At 56.7% G+C, this 21,534-nt stretch carries 18 protein-coding genes; 5 read left to right on the forward strand and 13 right to left on the reverse strand.

Annotated features, from left to right (window positions below; all coding sequences use genetic code 11):
• Positions 1-416: 416 nt before the first annotated feature.
• Positions 417-1,235, reverse strand: coding sequence for an alpha/beta hydrolase family protein (locus CIK87_RS03700; protein ID WP_094385575.1), 819 nt, complete (start codon positions 1,233-1,235; stop codon positions 417-419).
• A 99-nt stretch (positions 1,236-1,334) separates the two neighbouring features.
• Positions 1,335-1,652, reverse strand: coding sequence for a hypothetical protein (locus tag CIK87_RS13905; RefSeq protein WP_144008097.1), 318 nt, complete (start codon positions 1,650-1,652; stop codon positions 1,335-1,337).
• 107 nt (positions 1,653-1,759) lie between these two features.
• Between CIK87_RS13905 and metF the strand changes: the two genes are divergently transcribed.
• The 4 genes from metF to CIK87_RS03720 are packed head-to-tail and all read left to right on the forward strand — an operon-like array spanning position 1,760 to position 5,669.
• Positions 1,760-2,716, forward strand: coding sequence for a methylenetetrahydrofolate reductase [NAD(P)H] (gene metF, locus CIK87_RS03705; RefSeq protein ID WP_094385577.1), 957 nt, complete (start codon positions 1,760-1,762; stop codon positions 2,714-2,716).
• Positions 2,713-3,810 carry a DNA polymerase III subunit delta gene (locus tag CIK87_RS03710; protein ID WP_094385579.1) on the forward strand — a complete coding sequence of 366 codons (1,098 nt, stop codon included), beginning with the start codon at positions 2,713-2,715 and terminating at the stop codon, positions 3,808-3,810. Before metF ends, CIK87_RS03710 begins: the two co-directional genes overlap by 4 nt.
• Before the next feature lie 48 nt (positions 3,811-3,858).
• Entirely contained in the window at positions 3,859-5,214 is a 1,356-nt protein-coding gene (locus tag CIK87_RS03715; protein ID WP_094385581.1) for a regulatory iron-sulfur-containing complex subunit RicT, read from the forward strand.
• Complete coding sequence (locus CIK87_RS03720; protein WP_094385583.1) at positions 5,211-5,669, forward strand: gliding motility lipoprotein GldH; 459 nt, start codon at positions 5,211-5,213, stop codon at positions 5,667-5,669. The genes CIK87_RS03715 and CIK87_RS03720 overlap by 4 nt, the downstream gene beginning before the upstream one ends.
• A gap of 189 nt (positions 5,670-5,858) precedes the next feature.
• Here CIK87_RS03720 and rodA read toward each other — a convergent pair whose 3' ends face one another.
• The 10 genes from rodA to CIK87_RS03770 all read right to left on the reverse strand — a co-directional run bounded on the left by rodA (position 5,859) and on the right by CIK87_RS03770 (position 18,629).
• Positions 5,859-7,325 carry a rod shape-determining protein RodA gene (gene rodA / locus CIK87_RS03725; RefSeq protein WP_094385586.1) on the reverse strand — a complete coding sequence of 489 codons (1,467 nt, stop codon included), beginning with the start codon at positions 7,323-7,325 and terminating at the stop codon, positions 5,859-5,861.
• Positions 7,306-9,156: a penicillin-binding protein 2 gene (mrdA, locus tag CIK87_RS03730; protein ID WP_094385588.1), complete on the reverse strand. Its 1,851-nt coding sequence runs from the start codon at positions 9,154-9,156 to the stop codon at positions 7,306-7,308. The genes rodA and mrdA overlap by 20 nt, the downstream gene beginning before the upstream one ends.
• On the reverse strand, positions 9,157-9,657 hold the full coding sequence (mreD, locus tag CIK87_RS03735; RefSeq protein ID WP_094385590.1) for a rod shape-determining protein MreD: 501 nt from the start codon (positions 9,655-9,657) through the stop codon (positions 9,157-9,159).
• A gap of 1 nt (position 9,658) precedes the next feature.
• Positions 9,659-10,525, reverse strand: a complete 867-nt coding sequence (mreC, locus tag CIK87_RS03740; RefSeq protein ID WP_022310402.1) for a rod shape-determining protein MreC — start codon at positions 10,523-10,525, stop codon at positions 9,659-9,661.
• Positions 10,526-10,530: 5 nt separating this feature from the next.
• Complete coding sequence (locus CIK87_RS03745; RefSeq protein WP_022310401.1) at positions 10,531-11,553, reverse strand: rod shape-determining protein; 1,023 nt, start codon at positions 11,551-11,553, stop codon at positions 10,531-10,533.
• 38 nt (positions 11,554-11,591) lie between these two features.
• A complete protein-coding gene (locus CIK87_RS03750) occupies positions 11,592-12,185 on the reverse strand; it encodes an IMP cyclohydrolase (RefSeq protein ID WP_094385592.1) in 594 nt (197 codons plus the stop codon).
• A 120-nt stretch (positions 12,186-12,305) separates the two neighbouring features.
• Positions 12,306-14,819: a glycoside hydrolase family 31 protein gene (locus tag CIK87_RS03755; protein WP_094385594.1), complete on the reverse strand. Its 2,514-nt coding sequence runs from the start codon at positions 14,817-14,819 to the stop codon at positions 12,306-12,308.
• Positions 14,820-14,918: 99 nt separating this feature from the next.
• On the reverse strand, positions 14,919-16,118 hold the full coding sequence (locus CIK87_RS03760) for a MalY/PatB family protein (protein WP_094385596.1): 1,200 nt from the start codon (positions 16,116-16,118) through the stop codon (positions 14,919-14,921).
• Positions 16,119-16,125: 7 nt separating this feature from the next.
• Positions 16,126-16,974 (reverse strand): DUF3737 family protein, encoded by an 849-nt coding sequence (locus tag CIK87_RS03765; RefSeq protein WP_094385599.1) that lies wholly within the window; start codon positions 16,972-16,974, stop codon positions 16,126-16,128.
• A gap of 644 nt (positions 16,975-17,618) precedes the next feature.
• Positions 17,619-18,629 (reverse strand): malate dehydrogenase, encoded by a 1,011-nt coding sequence (locus CIK87_RS03770; protein WP_094385601.1) that lies wholly within the window; start codon positions 18,627-18,629, stop codon positions 17,619-17,621.
• A gap of 246 nt (positions 18,630-18,875) precedes the next feature.
• On the opposite strand from CIK87_RS03770, the gene CIK87_RS03775 reads away from it, so the two are divergent.
• Positions 18,876-20,669 carry an aminopeptidase P family protein gene (locus CIK87_RS03775; protein WP_094385603.1) on the forward strand — a complete coding sequence of 598 codons (1,794 nt, stop codon included), beginning with the start codon at positions 18,876-18,878 and terminating at the stop codon, positions 20,667-20,669.
• Positions 20,670-20,813: 144 nt separating this feature from the next.
• On the opposite strand, the gene CIK87_RS03780 is transcribed toward CIK87_RS03775, so the two are convergent.
• Positions 20,814-21,428, reverse strand: a complete 615-nt coding sequence (locus tag CIK87_RS03780; protein WP_022310393.1) for a porin family protein — start codon at positions 21,426-21,428, stop codon at positions 20,814-20,816.
• Between the last annotated feature and the right edge of the window lie 106 nt (positions 21,429-21,534).

The following is a 21,534-nucleotide window of genomic DNA, read 5'->3' on the forward strand; positions in this document are numbered from 1 at the left end:
CAAGGGAGGGCGTTCCACAAAACCACCTAAAACACAGCAGGAATGGACTCCCGCCCCTTGGGAGGGTTGGGGAGGGGCATTAGGAGGGCTGGGGAGGGGCTTCTCCCAAGCAGCTGTTTTTGTACCGGCGCCAGCCGGACTTTTTTTACCGCCAACGGCGGCTTTTTTTACCGTGGTCACTGCTGGCGTCATGCACCGCATGACGGTGGGGATGGCGGTGACGACACGAAGGAAAACTTGTTTTCCGACGGTCGGCACCACCGGCACCACCAAGGCGAAGCCGCCAGCAGTGCCCACGGCTTTTTGTGTTTATTTCAGCCCCATGTGGAGGCAAGCAGATAAAAAACCACGGTGGAAAGGCCACAAGCCTTGGCAACTCCTACAGAGTTGCCAAGGCAGAAAAGCCTCTCATCCCCCTACTTCTTCGCAAAGAACTTCTGGAAGAAGAGGAGCTGATAGTCTATGCTGTTGTGCCAATACTGCGCATTGTGGGCACCGGGACGCAGGATGAAATCGTGGTCGATGCCACGGCCGAGCAGACGCTCGTGGAGCGACTTGTTGCACTCGAGGAAGAAGTCGCCCTCGCCACAGTCGATGATGATGTCGAGGTCATGGTTCTGGATGCGGCCAATCTGGTTGACCACCACATGGGCATCCCAGCGCTTGCGGTTGTGAGCCATCTCGCCGAGCGACCGCTTGATTTCCCAGTTCTGCGGGAAGCCACGGAAGTCTACACCACCACTCATGCTGCCACAGGCGCCATAGACATCCTTGTGGCGGAACGCCAGATAGAGCGCGCCATGACCACCCATGCTCAGCCCCGTCACTGCGCGACCCTTGCGGTCGGCGATGGTGCGATAGTGGCTGTCGATATACTCGACCAGTTCCTTGGAGGTGAAGGTTTCGTACTGCAGGTTCTTGTTGATGGGGCTGTCTATATACCACGAGTTGAGCGCGTCGGGGGTGACGAATATCATACCCTTCTCGTCGGCTATCTCGGGGAGCGTGGCCTTGACCTTCTCGAGATAATACTTGCAGTTGCCCGTGGCGCCGTGGAGCAGATAGAGCACCGGATAGCGCTGGTCGCGGTTTTTCTTGGTCTCGGTGGGTGTGATGACCACCGTCTTGACATCCTTGTTCATCACCGTGCTGTGTACCAGCACCGTATCTACCTTGCCTGCCTTGACGCTTAGCGCCAGGAGCATGCACAAACTGATAATAGCGAGTTTCTTCATTGTCGTTGATGATATTAGTATGGTGCAAAGGTAGTCCAAGTCGGAGAAAGCACCAAACAAAACGCCGACTTTTTGCCCCGGCAGAGGCAATTATGTCGCTCACGAAGAAGCCAAGGGCACACAAGAAAAGGAGCGGAGACAGATGCTGGCGCCGCCACCACGTGCTGCCACGTGGAGACCAACGCTGCCGGCTCGTAACGGAAGACACGAGCGCACGTATCGTATGACACGAGGGCACGTAACAATAGGCACGAGCCCACGTATCGTATGATACGAGCCAGCCAATGCGGCTCCAGCGGCGACAAGGGCGGCAGCAGAGCCCCCCGGCGACGCCACGGGCGAGCCACAGGCGGCGGGCCCTACCCCACCGGCAGCGGCGATAGAGGCGGCGGCAGTGGCAGAGAGCGGGGAAATCATTGGAAGAAGTGTATGAGAAAAACCGCTAAAAACGAAGAGTATGCTGTTTTTTTTTACTAACTTTGCAAAATATATAACCACGCCCCATCTAACTGCAAGAAATCATCATGAAAGTTGTAGAACTCATCAACATCCATAAAGACAAGAAGAACTTCTCGTTCGAGGTTCTGCCCCCACTCAAGGGCACGGGAACGGGCAAGCTCTTTGCCACTATCGACAAGCTGAAAGAGTTTGACCCTCTCTATATCAACATCACCACCCACCACAGCGAGTATGTGTATCGCAAGCTGGACAATGGCCAGTTTGAGCGCATGCGCATACGCCGCCGCCCCGGTACCGTGGCGATAGCCGCCGCCATCCAGCAGAAGTATGGCATCCCCGTCATCCCCCACGTGATATGCAGCGGCGCCACCATCGAGCACATCGAGTATGAGCTGCTGGACCTCCAGTTTCTGGGCATCGAAAACCTGCTGTTGCTGCGTGGCGACAAGGCCAAGGACGACCGCGTGTTTACCCCCGTGGCTGGCGGCCACGCCCACACCACCGACCTGATAGAGCAGGTAAACCGCTTCAACAGCGGCTACTTTGCCGACGGCAGCGCCATCAAGGTGCCGGGCACGCCCTTCGGCTATGGCGTGGCGTGCTACCCCGAGAAGCACGACGAGGCGCCCAATATGGAGATGGACATGGGCTATCTGAAGATGAAGCAGGACATGGGTGCCGAGTATGCCGTGACCCAGCTCTTCTACGACAACAGCAAGTACTTCGACTACGTAGACAAGGCGCGCGCCATGGGCATCACCATCCCCATCATCCCCGGCATCAAGCCCCTCGCCAAGCTCTCGCAGCTCACCGTGGTGCCCAAGACCTTCCACTGCGACCTGCCCCAGGAGCTGGCAGCCGAAGTGAAGCGCTGCAAGACCGACGACGACGCCAAGCAGCTGGGCATAGAGTGGGCCACACACCAATGCCAGGAGCTCTACGCCCATGGTATCAACAACATACACTTCTACACGGTGTCGGCAGTGAACAGCGTGGCTGAGGTAACGAGACGACTGATATGACATTTGACGAGGTAATAGGACAGAAGGAGACCAAGGAGCGTCTCATGCAGATGGCAGAGGAGCACAGGCTGCCCCACGCGCTCATGTTCTGCGGCCCCGACGGCTGCGGCAAGATGGCTATGGCGCTGGCGCTGGCCTCCTATCTGCTGGGCGAAAGCGCCATGCTCAAGAAGTGGGAGCACCCCGACCTGCACTTCAGCTTCCCCATCGTCAAGCCCGCCGGCGCCACCAGCGAGACCAAGGTGGTATGCGACGACTTTGTGAGGGAATGGCGCGACATGCTCCTGGCGAGCCCCTACTTCACCATGGACCGCTGGCTGAAGCGCATCAAGGTGGCCAACCAGCAGGCGGTGATATTTGAGGCAGAGAGCGAGGCGCTGATACGCAAGCTGAGCCTCAAGTCGAGCCAAGGCGGCTACAAGGTGGTAGTCATCTGGCTGCCCGAACGCATGAACGTGGTCTGCGCCAACAAGATACTCAAGCTGCTCGAGGAACCGCCCATGCAGACGGTGTTCCTGCTCGTGAGCGACGAGCCCGACAAGCTGCTCGAGACCATTCGCAGCCGCGTGCAGCGCATAGACATGAAGCGCATCGAAGACCACGACATCGAGCAGGCGCTCACCGAGAAGAGGGGCATAGCCGACGACGACGCCAAGCGCATAGCCCACTTGGCCAGTGGCAGCTGGCTCAGAGCCCTCGAGGCGCTGGACGCCGACAACGAAAACGCCGAGATGCTGGAACTCTTCAAGACGCTCATGCGACTGGCCTATATGCGCAACATCAAGGACCTGAAGACCTGGAGCGAGGATGTGGCGCAGCTGGGACGCGAAAAGCAGCGCCGCATGCTGGCATACTTCAGCCGCATGACGAGAGAGAACTTCATGTACAACTTCCACAACGCCGACCTCTGCTATATGACGGCGCAGGAAGAGGCGTTCGCCCGCAACTTCGCGCCCTTCGTCAACGAGCACAACGTGATAGGGATAGCCGAAGAGCTGGAGAAATCGATGAAAGAGATAGGCCAGAACGTCACACCTAAAATCGTGATGTTTGACCTGGCCCTCAACATGATTATGCTGTTGAAACAGAAATAAGTCGTAAGTGACACCATATATAAACCCATAAAAAGCAAAAACGAGACAATGAGTAACAAATATAAACTCTGCTGCGACACCGATAGAGGTCTGAGTTGCTGTGGCTGCGGCCGCCAGGACAACCAGCTCAATACCTATGACTGGCTGGCAGACATCCCCGGCAACGACGAGGAGACCGACCTGGTGGAAGTACAGTTCAAGAACACCCGCAAGGGCTACTACCACAACGTGAACAACCTGGAACTGAAGAAGGGCGACACCGTGGCGGTAGAGGCAAACCCCGGCCACGACATCGGAGTGGTGACCCTCACCGGCAGACTGGTAAAGCTGCAGCTGAAGAAGGCCAACCTGAAGTCGGCAGACGACATACGCCGCATCTACCGCATCGCCAAGCCCATCGACATGGACAAGTATCGCGAGGCAAAGAGCCGCGAGCACGGCACCATGATACAGAGCCGACAGATAGCCAAAGACCTGGGGCTCCAGATGAAGATAGGCGACGTGGAATATCAAGGCGACGGCAACAAGGCCATATTCTACTACATCGCCGACGAGCGCGTAGACTTCCGCCAGCTCATCAAGGTGCTGGCAGAGACCTTCCACGTGCGCATCGAGATGAAGCAGATAGGTGCGCGTCAGGAGGCTGGACGCATCGGCGGAACGGGTCCCTGCGGAAGGGAGCTCTGCTGCGCCACATGGATGAAGAACTTCGTAAGCGTGAGCACCAACGCCGCCAGATACCAAGGCATCTCGCTCAACCCGCAAAAGTTGGCGGGTATGTGTGCCAAGCTCAAGTGCTGCATGAACTACGAGATAGACGACTATGTAGAGGCCAACCGCAAGATGCCCGCCAAGGACGCTGTGCTGCAGACCAAGGACAACGACTACTATCAGTTCAAGACCGACGTGCTGGCGGGGCTCATCACCTACTCGACCGACAAGAACCTGGCAGCCAATCTGGAGACCATCAGCGCCGAGAGGGCTCACGCCATCATCGAGATGAACAAGCAGGGCGAAAAGCCGCTGAGTCTGCTCGAAGACGGCACCGCCAAGGTGGAAAAGAAGTCGCTCGACCTGCTCGAAGACGCCGACATCAGCCGATTTGACCGCAGCAAGCGCAAGCGCAAAGGCGGCAACAAGCCCAAGGGCAACGGCAACCAGAAACAGCAGCAGGGCGGAAAGCAACAGCAGGGTCAGGAACCCAAACAGGGGGACGCCCAGAACCAGAACCGCGACGAGCACAACAAGGGGCGTGAGGGCCAGAACCAGAACCGCGACGGCCAGAAGCAAGGTCGCGACGGCCAGAAGCGCAACCGCCAGGACAATCGCCGCCAACAGGGTCAGCGTCGTCAAGGCAACAGGGACAGACAGCAGAACGCGCCTAAGAACAATAAGGAGGAATGAGAAATCTGGGGCTGCTGACAGGCATCGTGATGATGATACTCACGGCATGCGACGGCAAGGTGTATGACACCTACCGCCACACGTCGCTGGAGGGATGGGAGCGCAACGACACCCTGTGCTACGACGTGGCAAAGATGGCTCAGGCGGGCGACTACCTCGTAGAACTGGGGCTGCGCACCGACTACGACTTCCCCTTCGTCGCCATCACGCTCATCGTAGACCAGACCATTCTGCCCGAAGGCACCACGCTGAGAGATACACTCGACTGCCGACTGGTGAAGACCAACAGCACACAGAAAACGGGCGGCATAAGTTGCTTTGAATACAACACCGAGGTACGCAGACTGAGGCTCAACGCCAACGACAGCATGCACATCACCGTGCGCCACGACATGAAGCGCGACATCCTGCCGGGTGTGAGCGACGTGGGTATCTCCGTCAGACGGATGGATTGATTCCGTCAGGCAGATAAGCAATCGGGACTACACCTTATTATATATATAGGGGACGGGAGTGAGTGCCGGCTGACAGGGGCACAAGTCCCCAGCTCGGGAAGACCAAAGCGGCGGAAAGAAAGCCGACAACAGATAAGACAAAACCAACGGTAACCGGAGAGGGGGACCGTTGGTTTTTATTTTGTAAGCCTAAACACGCTGGTTGCGGGCGGCATCGATGCGGAGGAAGATAAACAGGAGGATGGTAAAGCCCCACAACGACGAACCGCCGTAACTGAAGAAGGGCAAGGGGATGCCGATGACGGGGGTAAGGCCAAGCACCATGCCCACATTGATAAACACATGGAAGAGGAAGACACTCAGCACACAGTAGCCATAGATGCGCCCGAACTTGAAGGTCTGCCGCTCGGCCAAGTGGATAAGCCGCAGGATGAGCGCGAGAAAGAGCAGCAGCACACCTGCCGACCCTACAAAGCCCTCTTCCTCACCCACGGTGCAGAAGATGAAGTCGGTGTCTTGCTCGGGCACGTACTTGAGCTTGGTCTGGGTTCCGTTGAGGAAGCCTTTGCCCTTGAGTCCGCCTGAACCTATCGCTATCTCACTCTGATGGACATTGTAACCGGCTCCGGAGAGGTCTTCCTCGAGTCCCAAGAGCACATTGATGCGCACACGCTGGTGGGGCTTCATCACATCGTTGAGCATATAGTCGGCAGAGTAGAAGAAAAGCACCGAGCCGATACAGAACAGCGAGATGTAGAAGAAGCTGCGGATGCGGGTGGAAAGCCCCTGATAGATGAGGAAAATCGCCATGGCGACGATGGTGGCAAGCTGTATCCACACGATGTCGAAGGCTACGATGAAGCGGGCTACGAGGGTGGCTATGAGGGTGGTGGAAGCCACGGCTATGGCCATGATGCGCACGGTCTTGGGCGACTTGCAGTAGGAGGCGACCATGCCGGTAGTGAAAATCTGCGCCAACAGCAGGACGACATACTTGCCCACCGAGGTGGGGGTGTCCATGAGCATCACGTTCTCGTACTTGATGCCGACGACAAAATAGATGACCATCGCCACACCCGAAAAGAGGATGCTGCCCTGCATGCCTTCGCGGTAGAACATCAGGAAAAACGAGAGGTAAACCAGCGCCGAGCCAGTCTCCTTCTGCCCGACGATGAAGAGCATCGGTAGCACCACCACGCCAATCGCCATCGCGAAGTGGCGCCATCGGTGGATGTCAAAGCCATAACTGCTCATGAGCTTGGACACCGCGAGCGCCGTGGCGAACTTGGCAAACTCGGCCGGCTGCAATCGCAGCGGTCCAAGGACAAGCCACGAGCGCGAGCCCTTGATTTCGTGAGGGTTGAAGATAGTCACAAACAGCAGCAAGAGCAGCACACCATAGATGACGTAGGCAAAGGTGTCGTACATGCGCGAGTCGGTCATCAGGATGACAAATCCCAACGCTAAGGAGGTACCTATCCACACGATCTGCATACCCGAGCGCGAGCCCATGCTGAATATATCGGTCGAGCCATAGGTATAGCTGGCTCCGCAGACACTTATCCATCCGAAGACGAGCAGCGCCACGTAGATGAACACCGTCCACTTGTCCAGAGAGCGAAACACGCCCTGATTGTTATCTATTGCTTGAACCATAAGCTATACGTTTCTTCTGGAATACTGCGGCCTTGGCTTCCGACGCAGGCGACAGTTTTCCCTTAATATATTGTTCCATCATCAGGTCGCCAATGGGCACACCATAGTCGGCACCCCATCCACCGTTCTCGACATACACGGCAATGGCTATACGCGGGTCGTTCATCGGCGCGAAGCCCATGAAAACGGAGTGGTCATGACCTCTGTTCTGCGCAGTACCCGTCTTACCGCAGGCTTCATAGTCGGCACGGTTCATCGAACGGCTCGTACCTCGGAGGACCGAAGCTCGCATGCCGGCAACGACATATTCGTAAGCGCGGCGACTTGCTTTGGTGTAATGGCGACGAGTGAAGGCGGTGTCGAGGGGCTCTCCAGCCACCTTGCGCACCACGTGGGGGGTATAGTAATAACCTCTGTTGGCGATAGTGGCACCGAGGTTGGCGATTTGGAGCGGTGTAAGGTTGACTTCACCCTGCCCAATGGAAATACTGATAACTGTAAGGCCGTTCCATGCACCATGGTAAGCCTTGTCATAGAACATACCGTTGGGGATGAACCCTCGCTTCTCGCCGGGCAAGTCAATACCGAGCCGGTAACCAAATCCCATACTCTTCATGTAATCGCGCCACACGTCGAGGGCAGCAGCACTGTTGGCGTACTTACGCCGGTTGCCCACCATGTGGTAGAGGCCCCAGCAGAAGTAAGCATTGCAGGAGGTACCGATAGCATTAATCATGGAGATGGGCGACGCATGGGAGTGGCAGCCAACGTGGAGACCACGATAATAGAAGCCGCGATGGCAGGGGAAAGAGGTGGCGGGAGTGATGATACCCTCAGACATATAGGTGAGAGCCTGGGATGTCTTGAAGGTAGAGCCGGGAGGATACTGGCCCATCGTAGAACGGTTGAGCAGAGGTTTCCACGGGTTGCGGGCCAGCGCGAGGTGATTCTTGCCACGTTGGCGACCCACCATGATGCGCGGGTCGTAAGTGGGGGAAGAGACCATGCACAGCACCTCGCCTGTGGAAGGTTCGATGGCCACGATAGAGCCTATCTTGCCCTCGAGCAACCGCTCGCCCAAGGCTTGGAGCTTGATATCGATACTGAGCGTAAGGTCTTTACCAGCCACAGGCCGACGGTCGAGCTGGCCATGCTGATAGCTACCCTGGATGCGGCCGTGGGCATCGCGCAGGAGAATCTGTATACCCTTCTCGCCACGCAGCTGTTTCTCATACGATTTCTCCACACCCTGCTTGCCGATGTAGTCGCCAGCCTGGTAGTAGTCATCGTCCTCGATATTGGCCTCAGAGACCTCGGCCACATCGCCCAGGACGTGGGCTGCATTGGGATACTGGTACTGACGGATGCTGCGCTTCTGCACATAGAAACCGGGGAAGCGGAACATCTTCTCCCGGAACATACTGAACTCCTGGTCAGAGAGCTGCGACAAGAACAGTTGCTGGGTAAACCGCGAATAGCCGGGGTTCTTGCTGCGGTCCTTGATGTCGTTCATACGACGGATGAAAAACTCCTTGGTGATACCCAGCGCCTGACAGAACTCGAGGGTATCGATATGGCCCTTCTCTTCGTTCATCACCACCATGATGTCATAGGCAGGCTGGTTGTAGACCAGCAGATTGCCGTTGCGGTCGTAGATGACACCACGCGAGGGATAGTCTATCTTCTTGAGGAAAGCGTTACTGTCGGCATTGCGCTTGTAGTCATCGCTCATCAGCTGCAGCGTGAATAGGCGGATGATGTAAACCACGACAATGACGACGGCCACGCCTCCGATGACGAAGCGCCGGTTCTCCAGGTTGAAGTCTTTCATTTACAGCTTCCTTGCGTTTTCGATTACCAGTATCAGCATTGTGGTGAGGATGGTGCTCGACAACGCGCAGGCCAGCCATTGGGGCCAGTTGTAGAAGCAGAACGCCTCCAGAGTAAAGAATACGAGGCAGTAGATGGTCACCACTATCAGAGTGTAATAGAAGAAGCGCGCCGTGCCCAGGTTTTCCATCGTCGGAGCCATATCCTCCTCAGCCTCACGGCTCAACAGCGGCATGAGGATGTAGGGGCGGACAAAGCCAATCAGCGTCATGCTGACGGTGGCTATTCCCGACGTGTCGGAGAATATGTCTACGATGACGCCCATGACAAAAGCAATGAGCAGCAGTGCCCATCGGGGGCAGTTACGCTTAAGGAGCATGATAAGATAGACATAGAGCAAGGGCGTGGCGACACCGAAGAGATGGATATGATTAAGTATCAATATCTGCACCAGCAGTATCACCGCGTATAAGATTATGTCTTTGACTATCCCGTATTTCATTTTAATCTTTCTGTTTGAGCAAGATGGAGTCTTTGGCTGCGTTGAGCAGCTGCATGCGCTCACTAAGCTCAGTGTTGTCGACCACACACACGTCGCGCAGCTTGCCAAAGTCGGTGGCGAGCTTTACCTTCAAGCGGAAGGAAAGTCCGTCGGCCGAGTTGAACACGTACTTGACCTGCCCCACCATGATACCGGCAGGGAATACCTCTGAGTAACCGCTGGTTACCACGTAGTCGCCCTTGCGGAAACGGGCGTGGCGAGGCACGTCGTCGACATACGCCATATCGGTATAGCCGCCATCCCAGTGGAGGTAGCCGAAATAGCCGCGGTCCTTGATGGTACAACTGATGTTTGACTGGCGGTTGAGCACGGGGATGATGACGGCGTAGTGGGCCGATGCGAGATAGACGATGCCTACCACGCCGTGGCCGCTTACCACGCCCATATCCTTCTTCACCCCGTCGGCCTCACCCTTGTCGATGGTGATGAGATTGTCTTTCTCTGAGATGGTGTTCGAGATTACCTTGGCCGGAATGAGTCTGTAGCCCTCCAGCGACTGAGCCTTGACCTGAGCCAACAGCGTACTGTCGGCCGAAGTCTGTTCCAGCCGGTCGGAGAGCACCTTGACCTGGCTCTCCAGGTATACGTTGCGGGCAGTGAGCTGCTCATTGATATCCCCCAGGGAGAAATAAGCCGTCACCTTAGAGTCCCATTCATAGAGCTTTCCCGCCACCACATTTGCCGAGGAGAACCACACGCTCCCCTGGTAAGTGTGACCGCGGAAAAGCCATACCAGTCCGATAATCTCGAATAGGACGAAGAGAAACCAATGGTTATGCTTGCCGAGAAACTCTAACAGGTTTCGCATTGGCACTATCTCATCAGGAACGAGAACTTGTCAACATTCTTCAGCGCGATGCCAGCTCCGCGTGCCACACTGTGCAACGGGTCTTCGGCGATATGGAAAGGAATGTTGATTTTCTCCTGAAGACGACGGTCGAGACCACGCAGCAGGGCGCCGCCACCGCTCAGATAGATACCGTTCTTCACGATATCGGCATAGAGCTCGGGGGGAGTGTTCTCAAGAGCCGAGAGCACGGCGTTTTCAATCTTTGCCACGGTCTTGTCGAGACAGTGGGCAATCTCCTGATAGCATACAGGCACCTCCATAGGCAGTGCGGTGATGCGGTTAGGACCATGTACCACATAGTCTTCCGGAGCCTCGTCGCCCAGGTCGGTCAATGCCGAGCCCACATGTATCTTGATGCGCTCTGCCATACGTTCCGACACCTTCACATTGTGCTGACGGCTCATGTACTCCTGAATGTCGGAAGTAAGGTCATCGCCAGCCACGCGGATAGAGTTGTTGGAGACGATGCCACCGAGAGAGATAACGGCAATCTCGGTGCTGCCACCGCCGATGTCGACAATCATGTTGCCCTCGGGAGCCTCAACGTCGATACCGATACCGATGGCGGCTGCCATAGGCTCAAAGATAAGATAGACATCGCGGCCGTCGGCATGCTCGGCACTGTCGCGGACAGCACGGAGTTCAACCTCGGTAGAGCCCGAAGGCACACCGATTACCATACGCAGTGAGGGCGAGAAGAGGCGGCTGCCAGAGTGTACCATCTTGATAAGACCACGCATCATCTGCTCACAGGCAGAGAAGTCGGCAATCACACCGTCGCGCAGGGGGCGCACCGTACGGATGTTGTCGTGAGTCTTCTCGTACATCATCTTGGCCTTCTGGCCCACGGCAATCATCTTGCCGTCAATGCGGTTGAGAGCGACTACCGATGGCTCGTCCACCACAATCTTATCATCACTGATAATGATGGTGTTGGCCGTTCCCAGGTCCATCGCAATCTCCTGAATGAATGAAAAAAATCCCATTTATAAAAATCGTTTATAGCTATAAATAATCGTTGTTGTTACTTGACAAACCACTCATGGATGGCGGTGTCGTAGTGGCTGCTTACGCCGAAGGCGCGGGCTGCCAGCATCTTGCGGTCTTCGATGTCGGTCTGGGCACCCTTCTTGTTGAGGATATCGAGCAGCACGCTATACTCGGCCTTGCTGGGCACGATGACCACGTCATTGAAGTTCTTGGCTCCGGCACGGATGAGCGAGATGCCGCCGATGTCTATCTTCTCGATGATGTCGGCATCCGATGCGCCGCTTGCCACGGTCTGCTCAAAGGGATAGAGGTCTACTACAACCAGGTCTATGGCGGGGATGTCATATTCCTTCATCTGTGCCTGGTCGCCCTCATTGGCGCGACGGGCCAGTATACCTCCGAACACCTTGGGATGGAGGGTCTTCACACGGCCACCGAGGATAGAGGGATAGGAGGTCACGTTCTCTACCTTCTCACACTCGTAACCCAGCGATTCGATGAACTGCTGAGTGCCGCCAGTCGACAAGAATTTCACACCTTCTTCATTGAGTTTCTTCAACAGTTCATCCAGGCCGTCTTTGTGGAACACTGAGATGAGGGCTGTCTTGATTTGTCTTGTTTCTGCCATAATTGTTTGTTGCTTTAGATACTACGTGCAAAATTACGAAAATATCCTCTATTACTTAAATAAACAAGGTGGAAATTGTAGTTTCCACCTTGAAAATTATGATAAATCAAACGCTCACTCCTAATAAGTGGCGCGAAGATAGATTTCACGTTGTTTCTCAGTCACGCCATTGGCGTCGAGCAGCTGGGGCAGCCGCTGATAGTTGGCACGGAAGGCAGCCACGAGTTCATTCATCCTGTCGGGATAGTAACTGATGGCGCGACCGGTCGACTCCATCGTGCCGAGTTCCTCGCCGAAGACGATGCCGGCCTTCTGGCGCTTCAACCTGTAGTTGTTCTGCCCTATACGGCGCATCTGGCCCATCAGTCCGTCGGCCACATCGATGGCGTCGGGGGCATAGGTCACCTCTACTGTTTTCTCGATGTTGGGGTCGCTGTCGGCTATGGCTATGGTGGCGGTGAGTGTGTTGCCGTCATAGTCGAACGCCGCGGGCTTGCCGTTGACCACAACCTGCTCTGGCACAGCCCGTGCCACTATCTTCACACTGTACTTGCGTGCCTCGGGCATGCCCTCATAGCTGCCCTCGCGACGACCTATCTTCACGGTGAGCTTGTTGCCCTCGACCTCCTGGGTCATGCGGGTGCGGGCAAAGGCGGTGGCATAAGCCTTGTCGTTGCCGTTGTCCTCATACATCGAGAACTCGCCGTTGCCGCCGGGGTAGACGGTCACCACGATGGGCTCGTCGTTGGATTTCAGGTTCTTCACCTTGTCATACATGGGGATGACGGCGCCCGCCTTGACATACATGGGGTACTCGTCGAGGTGGAAGTTGCGCTCCACGCGCTGTCCGCCCTTGAGCAGCGTGCCCGTAGCCACCTCATACCAGTCGTTGCCGCCAGGGAGCCACACCGTGTGGCGGGACACACCGTCTGCCATAGGCTGGGTGATGGGGCTGACCAGGATTTGGTCGCCAAACATATAGCTGTTGCGCTCCTGGTAGGCTTCCTCGTTCTCGGGCCACTCATAGTAGAGCGGACGGCAGAGCGAGAGACCCTCGTCGTAGGCACGGCGTGCCATGGTGTAGATGTAGGGAGCCATGCGATAGCGCTCGAGGATGGTGTTGCGGATGATGCTGAAGTGCTGGTGGTCAAAGGCCCACGGTTCCTTGTCGAGCGCGGAGCTCTTGGTCGAGTGGGTACGCAGGATGGGACTCAGCGCACCAAACTGGAGCCAGCGTATATAGAGTTCGGGGTCTATGCGGTTGGCGTTCATGTGGCCGCCGATGTCGTGGCTCCAGTAGCCATAGAGCACGTTGGAGGCGGTGGCGTTGAAGTAGGGCTGGAAGTCGAGCGATTTCCAGCTGATGACGGCGTCGCCCGAGAAGCCTATCTGGTAGCGGTGGTTACCCAGCCCGCCCCAGCGGTGGTAGAGCATCGGGCGCTCCTGGCGATGGCGCTCCATGTCGGTGAAGGTGGTATAGTTTATCCACCAGGTGTTGCCGAGCCGTGGGAACTCCTTGTCGTTGAGTCCCTGCTGCCAGTCTAACCACCAGAAGCTCACTCCGTCGCGCTCCATAGGGCGCAACACGGTGTTGTACCATCCCTCCATAAACCGTTTATCCGACGCTGCCCAGTCTATGTCCTTCTTCTCGTCGGGGTTCATGCCCATCCAGCGCGCCATAGCGGGATATTGTTCCTCGTAGGGTTTGATGCCGTCGGCGGGATGCAGGTTGAGGGTCACGTTGAGCTGCTTCGAGCCAGCCCACTGCAGGAAGCCCTTGGGGTCGGGGAAGAGGCGGCGGTTCCAGGTATAGCCTGTCCATGCGCCCTTGCCCTTCTCGGTGTAGTGCCAGTCCATGTCGACCACCAGCACATCGAGGGGAATGCTGTAGGTGTCAAAGTTGTCTACCAGCTGGCGCAGTTCGTTGTCGGTGTAGCACCAGTAGCGCGACCACCAGTAACCGAAGGCATAGCGCGGAGGCAGCGCCATCTTTCCCGAGACCACGGTAAAGTCGCGCAGAGCCTTGCGATAGTCGTGGCCATAGGCCATGAAGTACCAGTCCTGGGCTTTGCCTTCCTCGCGGCGGTGGCTTACCCACTGCCAGTCGCTATGGTCGAAGAGATAGTTCTGCGAGTCGTCGATGAAGGTCCATCCGCTGCGCGAGAGCAGACCGTCCTCGATGGGCATGGGCTGGTCGCCGCGCATATTGCCGTCATATCCGTCGAGGGTGCGATAGGTACCCTTGAGATTGAGGGTGTCTTTCTGCCCGGGGCGCCAGGCAAAGGGCTTGACTCCCTTGCGTTTGGGCGAGGTTATGAGCAGGTTGCCATTGCCGAGCGGGCCCTGGCTCTTGGTATACTTGATGACCATGCAGCGGGTGGTTATCTCGACGGTCTTGCCACGGTCGCGGGTGGTATAGTCTACGGCGGGGTAGTCGCGGTTGATGGCCATGAGCGACTGTCCGTCCTCAAATCGGCCGTCGGGCGAGTACTCCATACGTGCCATGCCGTCGGTGACGAGCGATATGCGTACATGGCTGTCCTGGTAAGCCACGTTCTTCTGGGCGGTGGCGGGCAAGGCGATGAGGGCGGCTATCACTGCCGCTGCCGCCTTAGCAGTTTTGCTTATGTTCATAATAGTGTTGCAGATTGTTTATTGTACTATATATAATAAGGTATAGGTTGCGGCAGCCTATGACGACTGCCGCACCCCAGAGAGGGCGTGCGCCGCGGCTCAGGAGGGGCACCCCATGTCGCAGTCGTCTTCCATATAGGGCGCGAGCACCTTGGCCATACGCGTGAGACCGTCTATCATGCGGCTGCGCGGACAGGCAATGTTGATACGCATATAGCCCTGACCGGCGCGACGGCCGTACATGGTGCCGCTGTTGAGATAGACCTTGCCCTCGTCGCGGAGTTTGGCTTCGAGTTCATCTGAAGTAAACTCGAGGGCAGAGATATCTACCCACACGAGGTAGGTGCCTTCGAGCTTGAGCACTTCTATCTTGGGCATATACTCGGCAAAGAAGCGCTTCAGCTCCAGGTAGTTGTCGTAGAGGTAGCGGTTGAGCTCGTCGAGCCACTCCTCGCTCTCGTTGTAGGCTGCCACGAGCGCGTCGGGACCGAAGGGGTTGACCTCGCACACCTCGAAGATGTTGATGACGCGGTCTATGCGACGGCGCATCTCTATGTCGCTGCAGATAACGTTGGACTGCATCAGTCCGGCGGTGTTGAACGACTTGGAGGGAGAGTTGAGGGTCACGGTGATGGCCGATGTCTCGTCAGAGAGCGACGCAAAGGGCGTATACTCATAGCCGGGCATCACGAGCTCGCAGTGTATCTCGTCGGCGATGACGCGCACATGATGGCGGCGACAGATGTCGCTCACGCGCTCAAGCTCGTCGCGGCGCCACACGCGGCCGGCGGGGTTGTGGGGGTTGCAGAAGAGCAGCACGGCGGCGCGCTCGTCGGCACAGCGACGCTCCAGGTCGTCGTAGTCGATAACATAGCTGTCGGCCTCGCGCTTGAGCTCACACTCGGAGGCCTCGCAACCGCAGTTGCGTATCGACGAGAAGAAGCAGTTGTAGACGGGGGTGAGGATAACCACCTGCTGACCGGGCAGGGTGAGCGCCTTGATAGCACAGCTCATGGCTGCCACCACACCGGGGGTGTGGAGTATCCAGCTACGGTCGATGTGCCACTGGTGGCGGCGGTCAAACCAGTTGATGACGGCGTCGTAGTAGCTGTCATCGGTGAAGGTGTAGCCATAGACGGGATGGGCGGCGCGGCGCTCCACAGCCTGGCGTATGGCGGGAGCCACCTCGAAGTCCATATCGGCCACCCACATGGGCAGCTCGCCCTCGCCTATGCTGTCCCACTTCACACAGCGGGTACCGAGACGCTCGGGGGCATGGTCAAAATCAAATGTTGCCATTGTATCTTTATTGTTTGGTTGTTTCTATACGGCAGTCGTGGCCACGGGCATAGTCGTCGTAGGTGATGCGGTCTATGCGGTCGGCGACGATGTGTCCGCTCACGGGGTTCTTGACCTCGGTGATGGCGCCGCTGATGCGGGCGTCGATGTGGGAGCTGTCTTCAAAGGCACGGTCGCAGGCGGCATCGAAGGTACAGTCTTCGAGGGTCACGTGGTCCATGTAGCAGAGGGGCTGCTCGCCACTGATGTGGCAGCGCACCAGACGCACATTGCTGCTGTGCCAACCCAGATACTCGCCGTCGAGCTCGGAGTCGTAGACGGTCACATTGTCGCACTCCCAGAAACTGTCCTTGGTCGTAATGCGGGCATGGTGTATCTCCACGTTGTGGCAGTACTGGAAGACATACTTGGAGTCGCTCTTCAGACCGTCGACGTAGATGTCTTCGGAGAACATGAAGGGATAGGTACCATCGTGGAGCTCGACATTGTAGAGCTTCAGACCGCGCACGCGCCAAAAGGTCTCGTCGGCATCGGTGAGGATGACGTTGCGCAGGGTGAGGTTGTTCATCTCGCGGAAGAACTTGGGCGCGTCGATGACCGTGTCTTCCATCACCATGTTGTCGGAGTACCAGATGGCACTGCGGCTCTCGGGCGCGAAATAGCAGTTGGTGATATGGCTGCCGTCGACGTGCCACCAGGGGTATTTGCCATAGAAGCGGGAGTCATCGCACTCGATATTGCGACAGAACTTGATGCCCGACTCGCCATCGGTGATGGTGATATGCTCGAGCCGCGTGTCGCTCAGACCAAACAGCGGACGCTCGCCGCCAAATTCTTTATCCTTAATCAGATTCATAGTGGATATTATTATTTACCTACAAAAATACTAACTTTCGTACACTTATGCCACGATTGTCGGGAGTTTCTTCATCGGTTTTAATAAATATTAGAGAAGACACCCCGGTGGCACCGCCTTCAGCGGCGGAGCCACGCCCGCCACTCTCGCGCGGACAGGCATCGGCCAGACGCTGGCACCGACCTGTCGGACAGCGACAAAGGTACGCACAATCATCGTCCTGTGCCCTACCCCGAATACGGAACTTGTTACCGCTACTCCCGAAATAGCTGCCGCGGTGCCCCTGACCACCTCTGCCGGCTCGTATCAACAGGCACGTGGGCTCGTGACTTACGAAACGAGCCTTCGTATCAATAGGCACGAGGGCTCGTAACTATTGATACGAGCCAGCAAGGGCGTTCTCTACCGCCACAGACACCTGATACACAACAGCTATCGATACGCTCCACACCACCAGCGCGCGCAGCCTCGGCACAGGAGGTCATCGCCATACTCTTCACAGCGCTCACGCCGATGCCGATTAGCCTCTGGCGGGCGCTCGGGCAGACAGCCACCGTGGCGACCGCACGCAGGGGCAAAATAAAGGCTCCAGCCTCGGGAACAAACCCGGACTGGAGCCATGTATTAATAACTATAAAACCGTATTAAAGGTTGGGGTTGATCTCAGACCACTTCTCTACTGGAGGCAGAGCACCGAGAGCAATCACCTGGTCGCGCATACCGGCGAGGTGGTTGTAAGAAGCGTCGAGAGCAGCAATCTCGTCGGCTGTACCCATAACTGGCTTGGTGTAGACACCGTCGCTTGTGATGCGGGTAGGCATAGCCATCATCACGTGGTTGTAACGGGCTGTGTCGGCATAAGTACCGGCGGGATAAGTGAACTCTTCGCCACCCATAGCAGCCTCGATCATCTTGACAGCGAGGTAAGAGGGGCTCTGGAATGAACTGCGGCGACGGAGCTCGATAATCTTGGCACCACCCTGGGTAACTTCCTTCTGCATGGTAGCCCACTCCTCAGCGGTAAGACCCTTACCGTTGACAGTAGCCTTGCCAGCAATCACGTCGAGCAGCTTGACGCCGTCGACAGTGGTAGGAGAAGCGAAGACAGCCATCTTCTCGCCGTGGCCACCATAGGTGTAGGCGTTCTCGATGACAGCCTGGCTTACGCCGAAGTGCTTGGCCAGCGCACCCTTGAGACGAGTAGAGTCGAGGGCAGCAAGTGTAGCAACCTGGTTGGGCTTCAGACCAGAGTGAACGAGAGTTACGAGGCCGGTGATGTCGGCGGGGTTGAAGATAACCACGCAGAACTTGGCGTCGGGGCAGAACTTCTTGATGTTCTGGCCAAGCTCCTCGGCAGCCTTAGAGTTGCCTACGAGCAGGTCTTCACGTGTCATGCCCTCCTTACGGGGTGCGCCACCTGAAGAGATGATATACTTAGCGCCAGTGAAGGCTTCCTTGGGGTCAGTGGTAGATACGATGTTGGCATCGTCAAATCCGCACTGACGCATTTCCTCGGCTACGCCTTCAGCTGAGAATACGTCGTAAAGACAAATGTTGGGAGTAAGTCTGAGCATGAGTGCTGTCTGCACCATGTTGGAGCCAATCATGCCGGCTGCGCCGACGATGACGAGTTTGTCATTAGTTAAAAATTCCATAACTATAATATTAATTATAAGTGATTCGTTCTGTCTTTTATCCTGCAGCTTGACGGAGCCAATCGTCACTCCCGGCTACCCAAATGCAACCTGGAGATGCATCGGAGTAAGGGCAGCGGTCGCCTCGGGCTGCTATCATCTGCAAAATTACGAAAAAAAGAATGACAAATGTCATTTAATCGCAATTTCTTTTGTGATTAATTCTTAAAACTTTTACCTTTGTCATGTCCAATTAGCAAAATAGAGATGAAAGAGATGATAGAAAACAGAATAGAGCGGCTGCGCGAGCTGATGGAGCGAGAAAAGATAGACGCATTCATCATCCCGAGCAGCGACGCGCACAACGGAGAATATATAGCAGACCACTGGAAGAGCCGCGAGTGGATAAGCGGGTTTACGGGGTCGGCGGGCACCGCCGTGGTCACCATGAAGAGTGCCGCGCTATGGACCGACTCGCGCTACTTCCTGCAAGCCGAAGAGCAGCTCGATGGCACCGAGTACCAGTTGATGCGGCTGCGCATGGAGGGAACTCCGTCGATAACCGAGTGGCTGGGCGCCGAACTGGCTGAGAAGAGCGGTGCCACGGTGGCCATAGACGGCTCGACAAGCACATACAACACGGTGCAGGCGATGACGATGGCGCTGCGCAAGCAGGGTGGCATCACACTGCGCACCAACCTCGACCCGATGAGCCGGATATGGACAGACCGACCCGCGCTGCCGCAGAAACCGATAAGGAAGCACCCTATGGAATGGGCAGGGACAACGGCTGCTGACAAGTTGACGGCGATAAGGCGCAGGCTGGCAGCGGTACACGCCGACGGCATGCTGGTATCGGCGCTCGACGACATAGCCTGGACGCTCAATCTGCGCGGGGCCGATATAGAGTGCAACCCGGTGTTCATAGCCTATCTGCTCATCGCATCGAGGGGCGCCACCCTGTTTACGGAGTGCAGCCGCGTGAGCGACGAGGTCAAGGAGTATCTCAACGACAATGGCGTGGAGCTGCGCCCATATAATAAGATAGGTGAAGGACTGGCACACTACTTCGAATACTCGATACTGATGGACGGCAACGAGACGGCTGCGCTCATGCCGCGCTACGTGCCCAGCCGCACACAGGTAATCTATGCGCCATCGCCCATTCCGCTGATGAAGGCGGTGAAGAACGAGGCTGAGACAGCGGGCTTCCGCCAGGCTATGGTGAGCGACGGCGTGGCGATGGTGAGGCTGCTCAAGTGGATAAAGCCGGCAGTAGCAAAGGGCGGAGTGACCGAAATGGGCGTGGACGACAAGCTCACGGCGCTGCGCAGCGAAGACCCTGCGTATGTGGAGAAGAGCTTTGAGACCATAGCTGCCTATGAGAGTCACGGCGCCATCGTACACTATGAGCCGACAGCCGACAGCGACGTCGAACTACGTCCCGAGGGGTTGCTGCTGCTCGACTGTGGCGCCCAATACGACTGCGGTACCACCGACATTACCCGCACCATACCGCTGGGACCCGTGAGCGAGGAGCAGAGACTGGTATACACGCTGGTACTCAAGGCTCACATACGACTGGAGATGGCTCAGTTTCCGGCAGGTGCCAACGGCACGCAGATAGACGCCATAGCGCGCAGCGTGCTGTGGAGCCGCGGCTACAACTACCTGCATGGTACGGGCCACGGCGTGGGTGCGCATCTCTGTGTGCATGAAGGCCCGCAGCAGATACGTATGGAATATGTGCCCACGGCGCTCAAGGCGGGCATGACCATCACCGACGAGCCGGGCGTCTATCTCGCCGGCCGCTTTGGAGTGCGCATCGAGAACGTGCTGCTCATCGTCGGTGGAGACAGCACCGAGTGTGGCAATTTCCTGCGTATGAAGCCGCTCACGCTCTGCCCCATCGACACCACGGTGATAGACCGTTGGCTGCTCGACGACTATGAGGTGGAATGGCTCAACGACTACCACCGCCGCGTGTATGAAGAGCTGGCACCACATCTGGCCGACGACGAGCGCCAGTGGCTCGCAGAGGCTACGGCGGCGATAGACTAATCGCGCAGAGATAGAAACAGAAAGCCCGAAGACCGTAGATGACGGACTTCGGGCTATATCATTTGTCGTAACCGACGGCGCGGACGCCCCGAGGCAAACCTCGGCAGGAGCAGAGGGTTATGGGGCTGTCGTGCGGGCGTGGACTTAGAAGTAATAAGTCATGCCCAGCTGCCAGGCGCTGCTCTTGGCGTTGAAGGCGCTGCGCACCACATCGCCGGCACCGGTCTCACCCGACTTGCCGCAACCGAAGTTGTAGTTGAGGTTGAACGCGAGATGGCTCATCAGCGACACGCCGGCTCCGATGTTGAAGCTCATGTACGTATTCTTCCACTTCCAGTCGATACTCTGGATGTCGTCGGCCATATTGAAGGCAAACTGTGGACCTGCAAAGGCATAGATGCTGGCCAGACTGCCCAAGCCTATTCCATAACGCAGGTTGATAGGGATGGCAATCTGCTTGACAGTGAGCGTAGCCTGGTCGCGGACAATCTGCTCGTTGCCACGTTCTACGGTAACATCGGCAGAATACTGGTTGTAGAGGGCTGAGACGTCGATGCCGAGGCCCGTGAGGGGCAGAGAGACCTTAGCGGTGGGGCCAAGATAGAAGCCGATATTGTTGGACTTGTCGAGTACATTGCCCTTGACGGAGAACTCGGACATATTGATACCGCCCTTGACACCGAACTTAATCTGTGCATTGGCGCTGCCTATAGCCACAAAGGCCAAGAGCATCAGGGTTGCAAATAGTTTCTTTTTCATTGTCGTTTGTATTTAATTGGTTATTGTATCTCTTATTAAACTGCATTACGGATAACTCAAGTGTACAACCACGCAAGCAATAAACTTTTAATCCTCAAATCTATCA

It is taken from the genome of Prevotella sp. P5-64 (assembly GCF_002251285.1).
GTDB lineage: Bacteria > Bacteroidota > Bacteroidia > Bacteroidales > Bacteroidaceae > Prevotella.

Excerpts from the sequence above, each read along its gene's own strand:
- CIK87_RS03745 (WP_022310401.1), bottom strand. The coding sequence starts at position 11,553 with ATGGGATTTTTTTCATTCATTCAGGAGATTGCGATGGACCTGGGAACG.
- metF (WP_094385577.1), top strand. The coding sequence starts at position 1,760 with ATGAAAGTTGTAGAACTCATCAACATCCATAAAGACAAGAAGAACTTC.
- CIK87_RS03750 (WP_094385592.1), bottom strand. The coding sequence starts at position 12,185 with ATGGCAGAAACAAGACAAATCAAGACAGCCCTCATCTCAGTGTTCCAC.
- CIK87_RS03780 (WP_022310393.1), bottom strand. The coding sequence starts at position 21,428 with ATGAAAAAGAAACTATTTGCAACCCTGATGCTCTTGGCCTTTGTGGCT.
- CIK87_RS03700 (WP_094385575.1), bottom strand. The coding sequence starts at position 1,235 with ATGAAGAAACTCGCTATTATCAGTTTGTGCATGCTCCTGGCGCTAAGC.
- CIK87_RS03760 (WP_094385596.1), bottom strand. The coding sequence starts at position 16,118 with ATGGCAACATTTGATTTTGACCATGCCCCCGAGCGTCTCGGTACCCGC.
- CIK87_RS03720 (WP_094385583.1), top strand. The coding sequence starts at position 5,211 with ATGAGAAATCTGGGGCTGCTGACAGGCATCGTGATGATGATACTCACG.
- CIK87_RS13905 (WP_144008097.1), bottom strand. The coding sequence starts at position 1,652 with ATGATTTCCCCGCTCTCTGCCACTGCCGCCGCCTCTATCGCCGCTGCC.
- CIK87_RS03765 (WP_094385599.1), bottom strand. The coding sequence starts at position 16,974 with ATGAATCTGATTAAGGATAAAGAATTTGGCGGCGAGCGTCCGCTGTTT.
- CIK87_RS03770 (WP_094385601.1), bottom strand. The coding sequence starts at position 18,629 with ATGGAATTTTTAACTAATGACAAACTCGTCATCGTCGGCGCAGCCGGC.
- CIK87_RS03715 (WP_094385581.1), top strand. The coding sequence starts at position 3,859 with ATGAGTAACAAATATAAACTCTGCTGCGACACCGATAGAGGTCTGAGT.
- mreC (WP_022310402.1), bottom strand. The coding sequence starts at position 10,525 with ATGCGAAACCTGTTAGAGTTTCTCGGCAAGCATAACCATTGGTTTCTC.
- mrdA (WP_094385588.1), bottom strand. The coding sequence starts at position 9,156 with ATGAAAGACTTCAACCTGGAGAACCGGCGCTTCGTCATCGGAGGCGTG.
- CIK87_RS03775 (WP_094385603.1), top strand. The coding sequence starts at position 18,876 with ATGAAAGAGATGATAGAAAACAGAATAGAGCGGCTGCGCGAGCTGATG.
- CIK87_RS03755 (WP_094385594.1), bottom strand. The coding sequence starts at position 14,819 with ATGAACATAAGCAAAACTGCTAAGGCGGCAGCGGCAGTGATAGCCGCC.
- mreD (WP_094385590.1), bottom strand. The coding sequence starts at position 9,657 with ATGAAATACGGGATAGTCAAAGACATAATCTTATACGCGGTGATACTG.
- rodA (WP_094385586.1), bottom strand. The coding sequence starts at position 7,325 with ATGGTTCAAGCAATAGATAACAATCAGGGCGTGTTTCGCTCTCTGGAC.
- CIK87_RS03710 (WP_094385579.1), top strand. The coding sequence starts at position 2,713 with ATGACATTTGACGAGGTAATAGGACAGAAGGAGACCAAGGAGCGTCTC.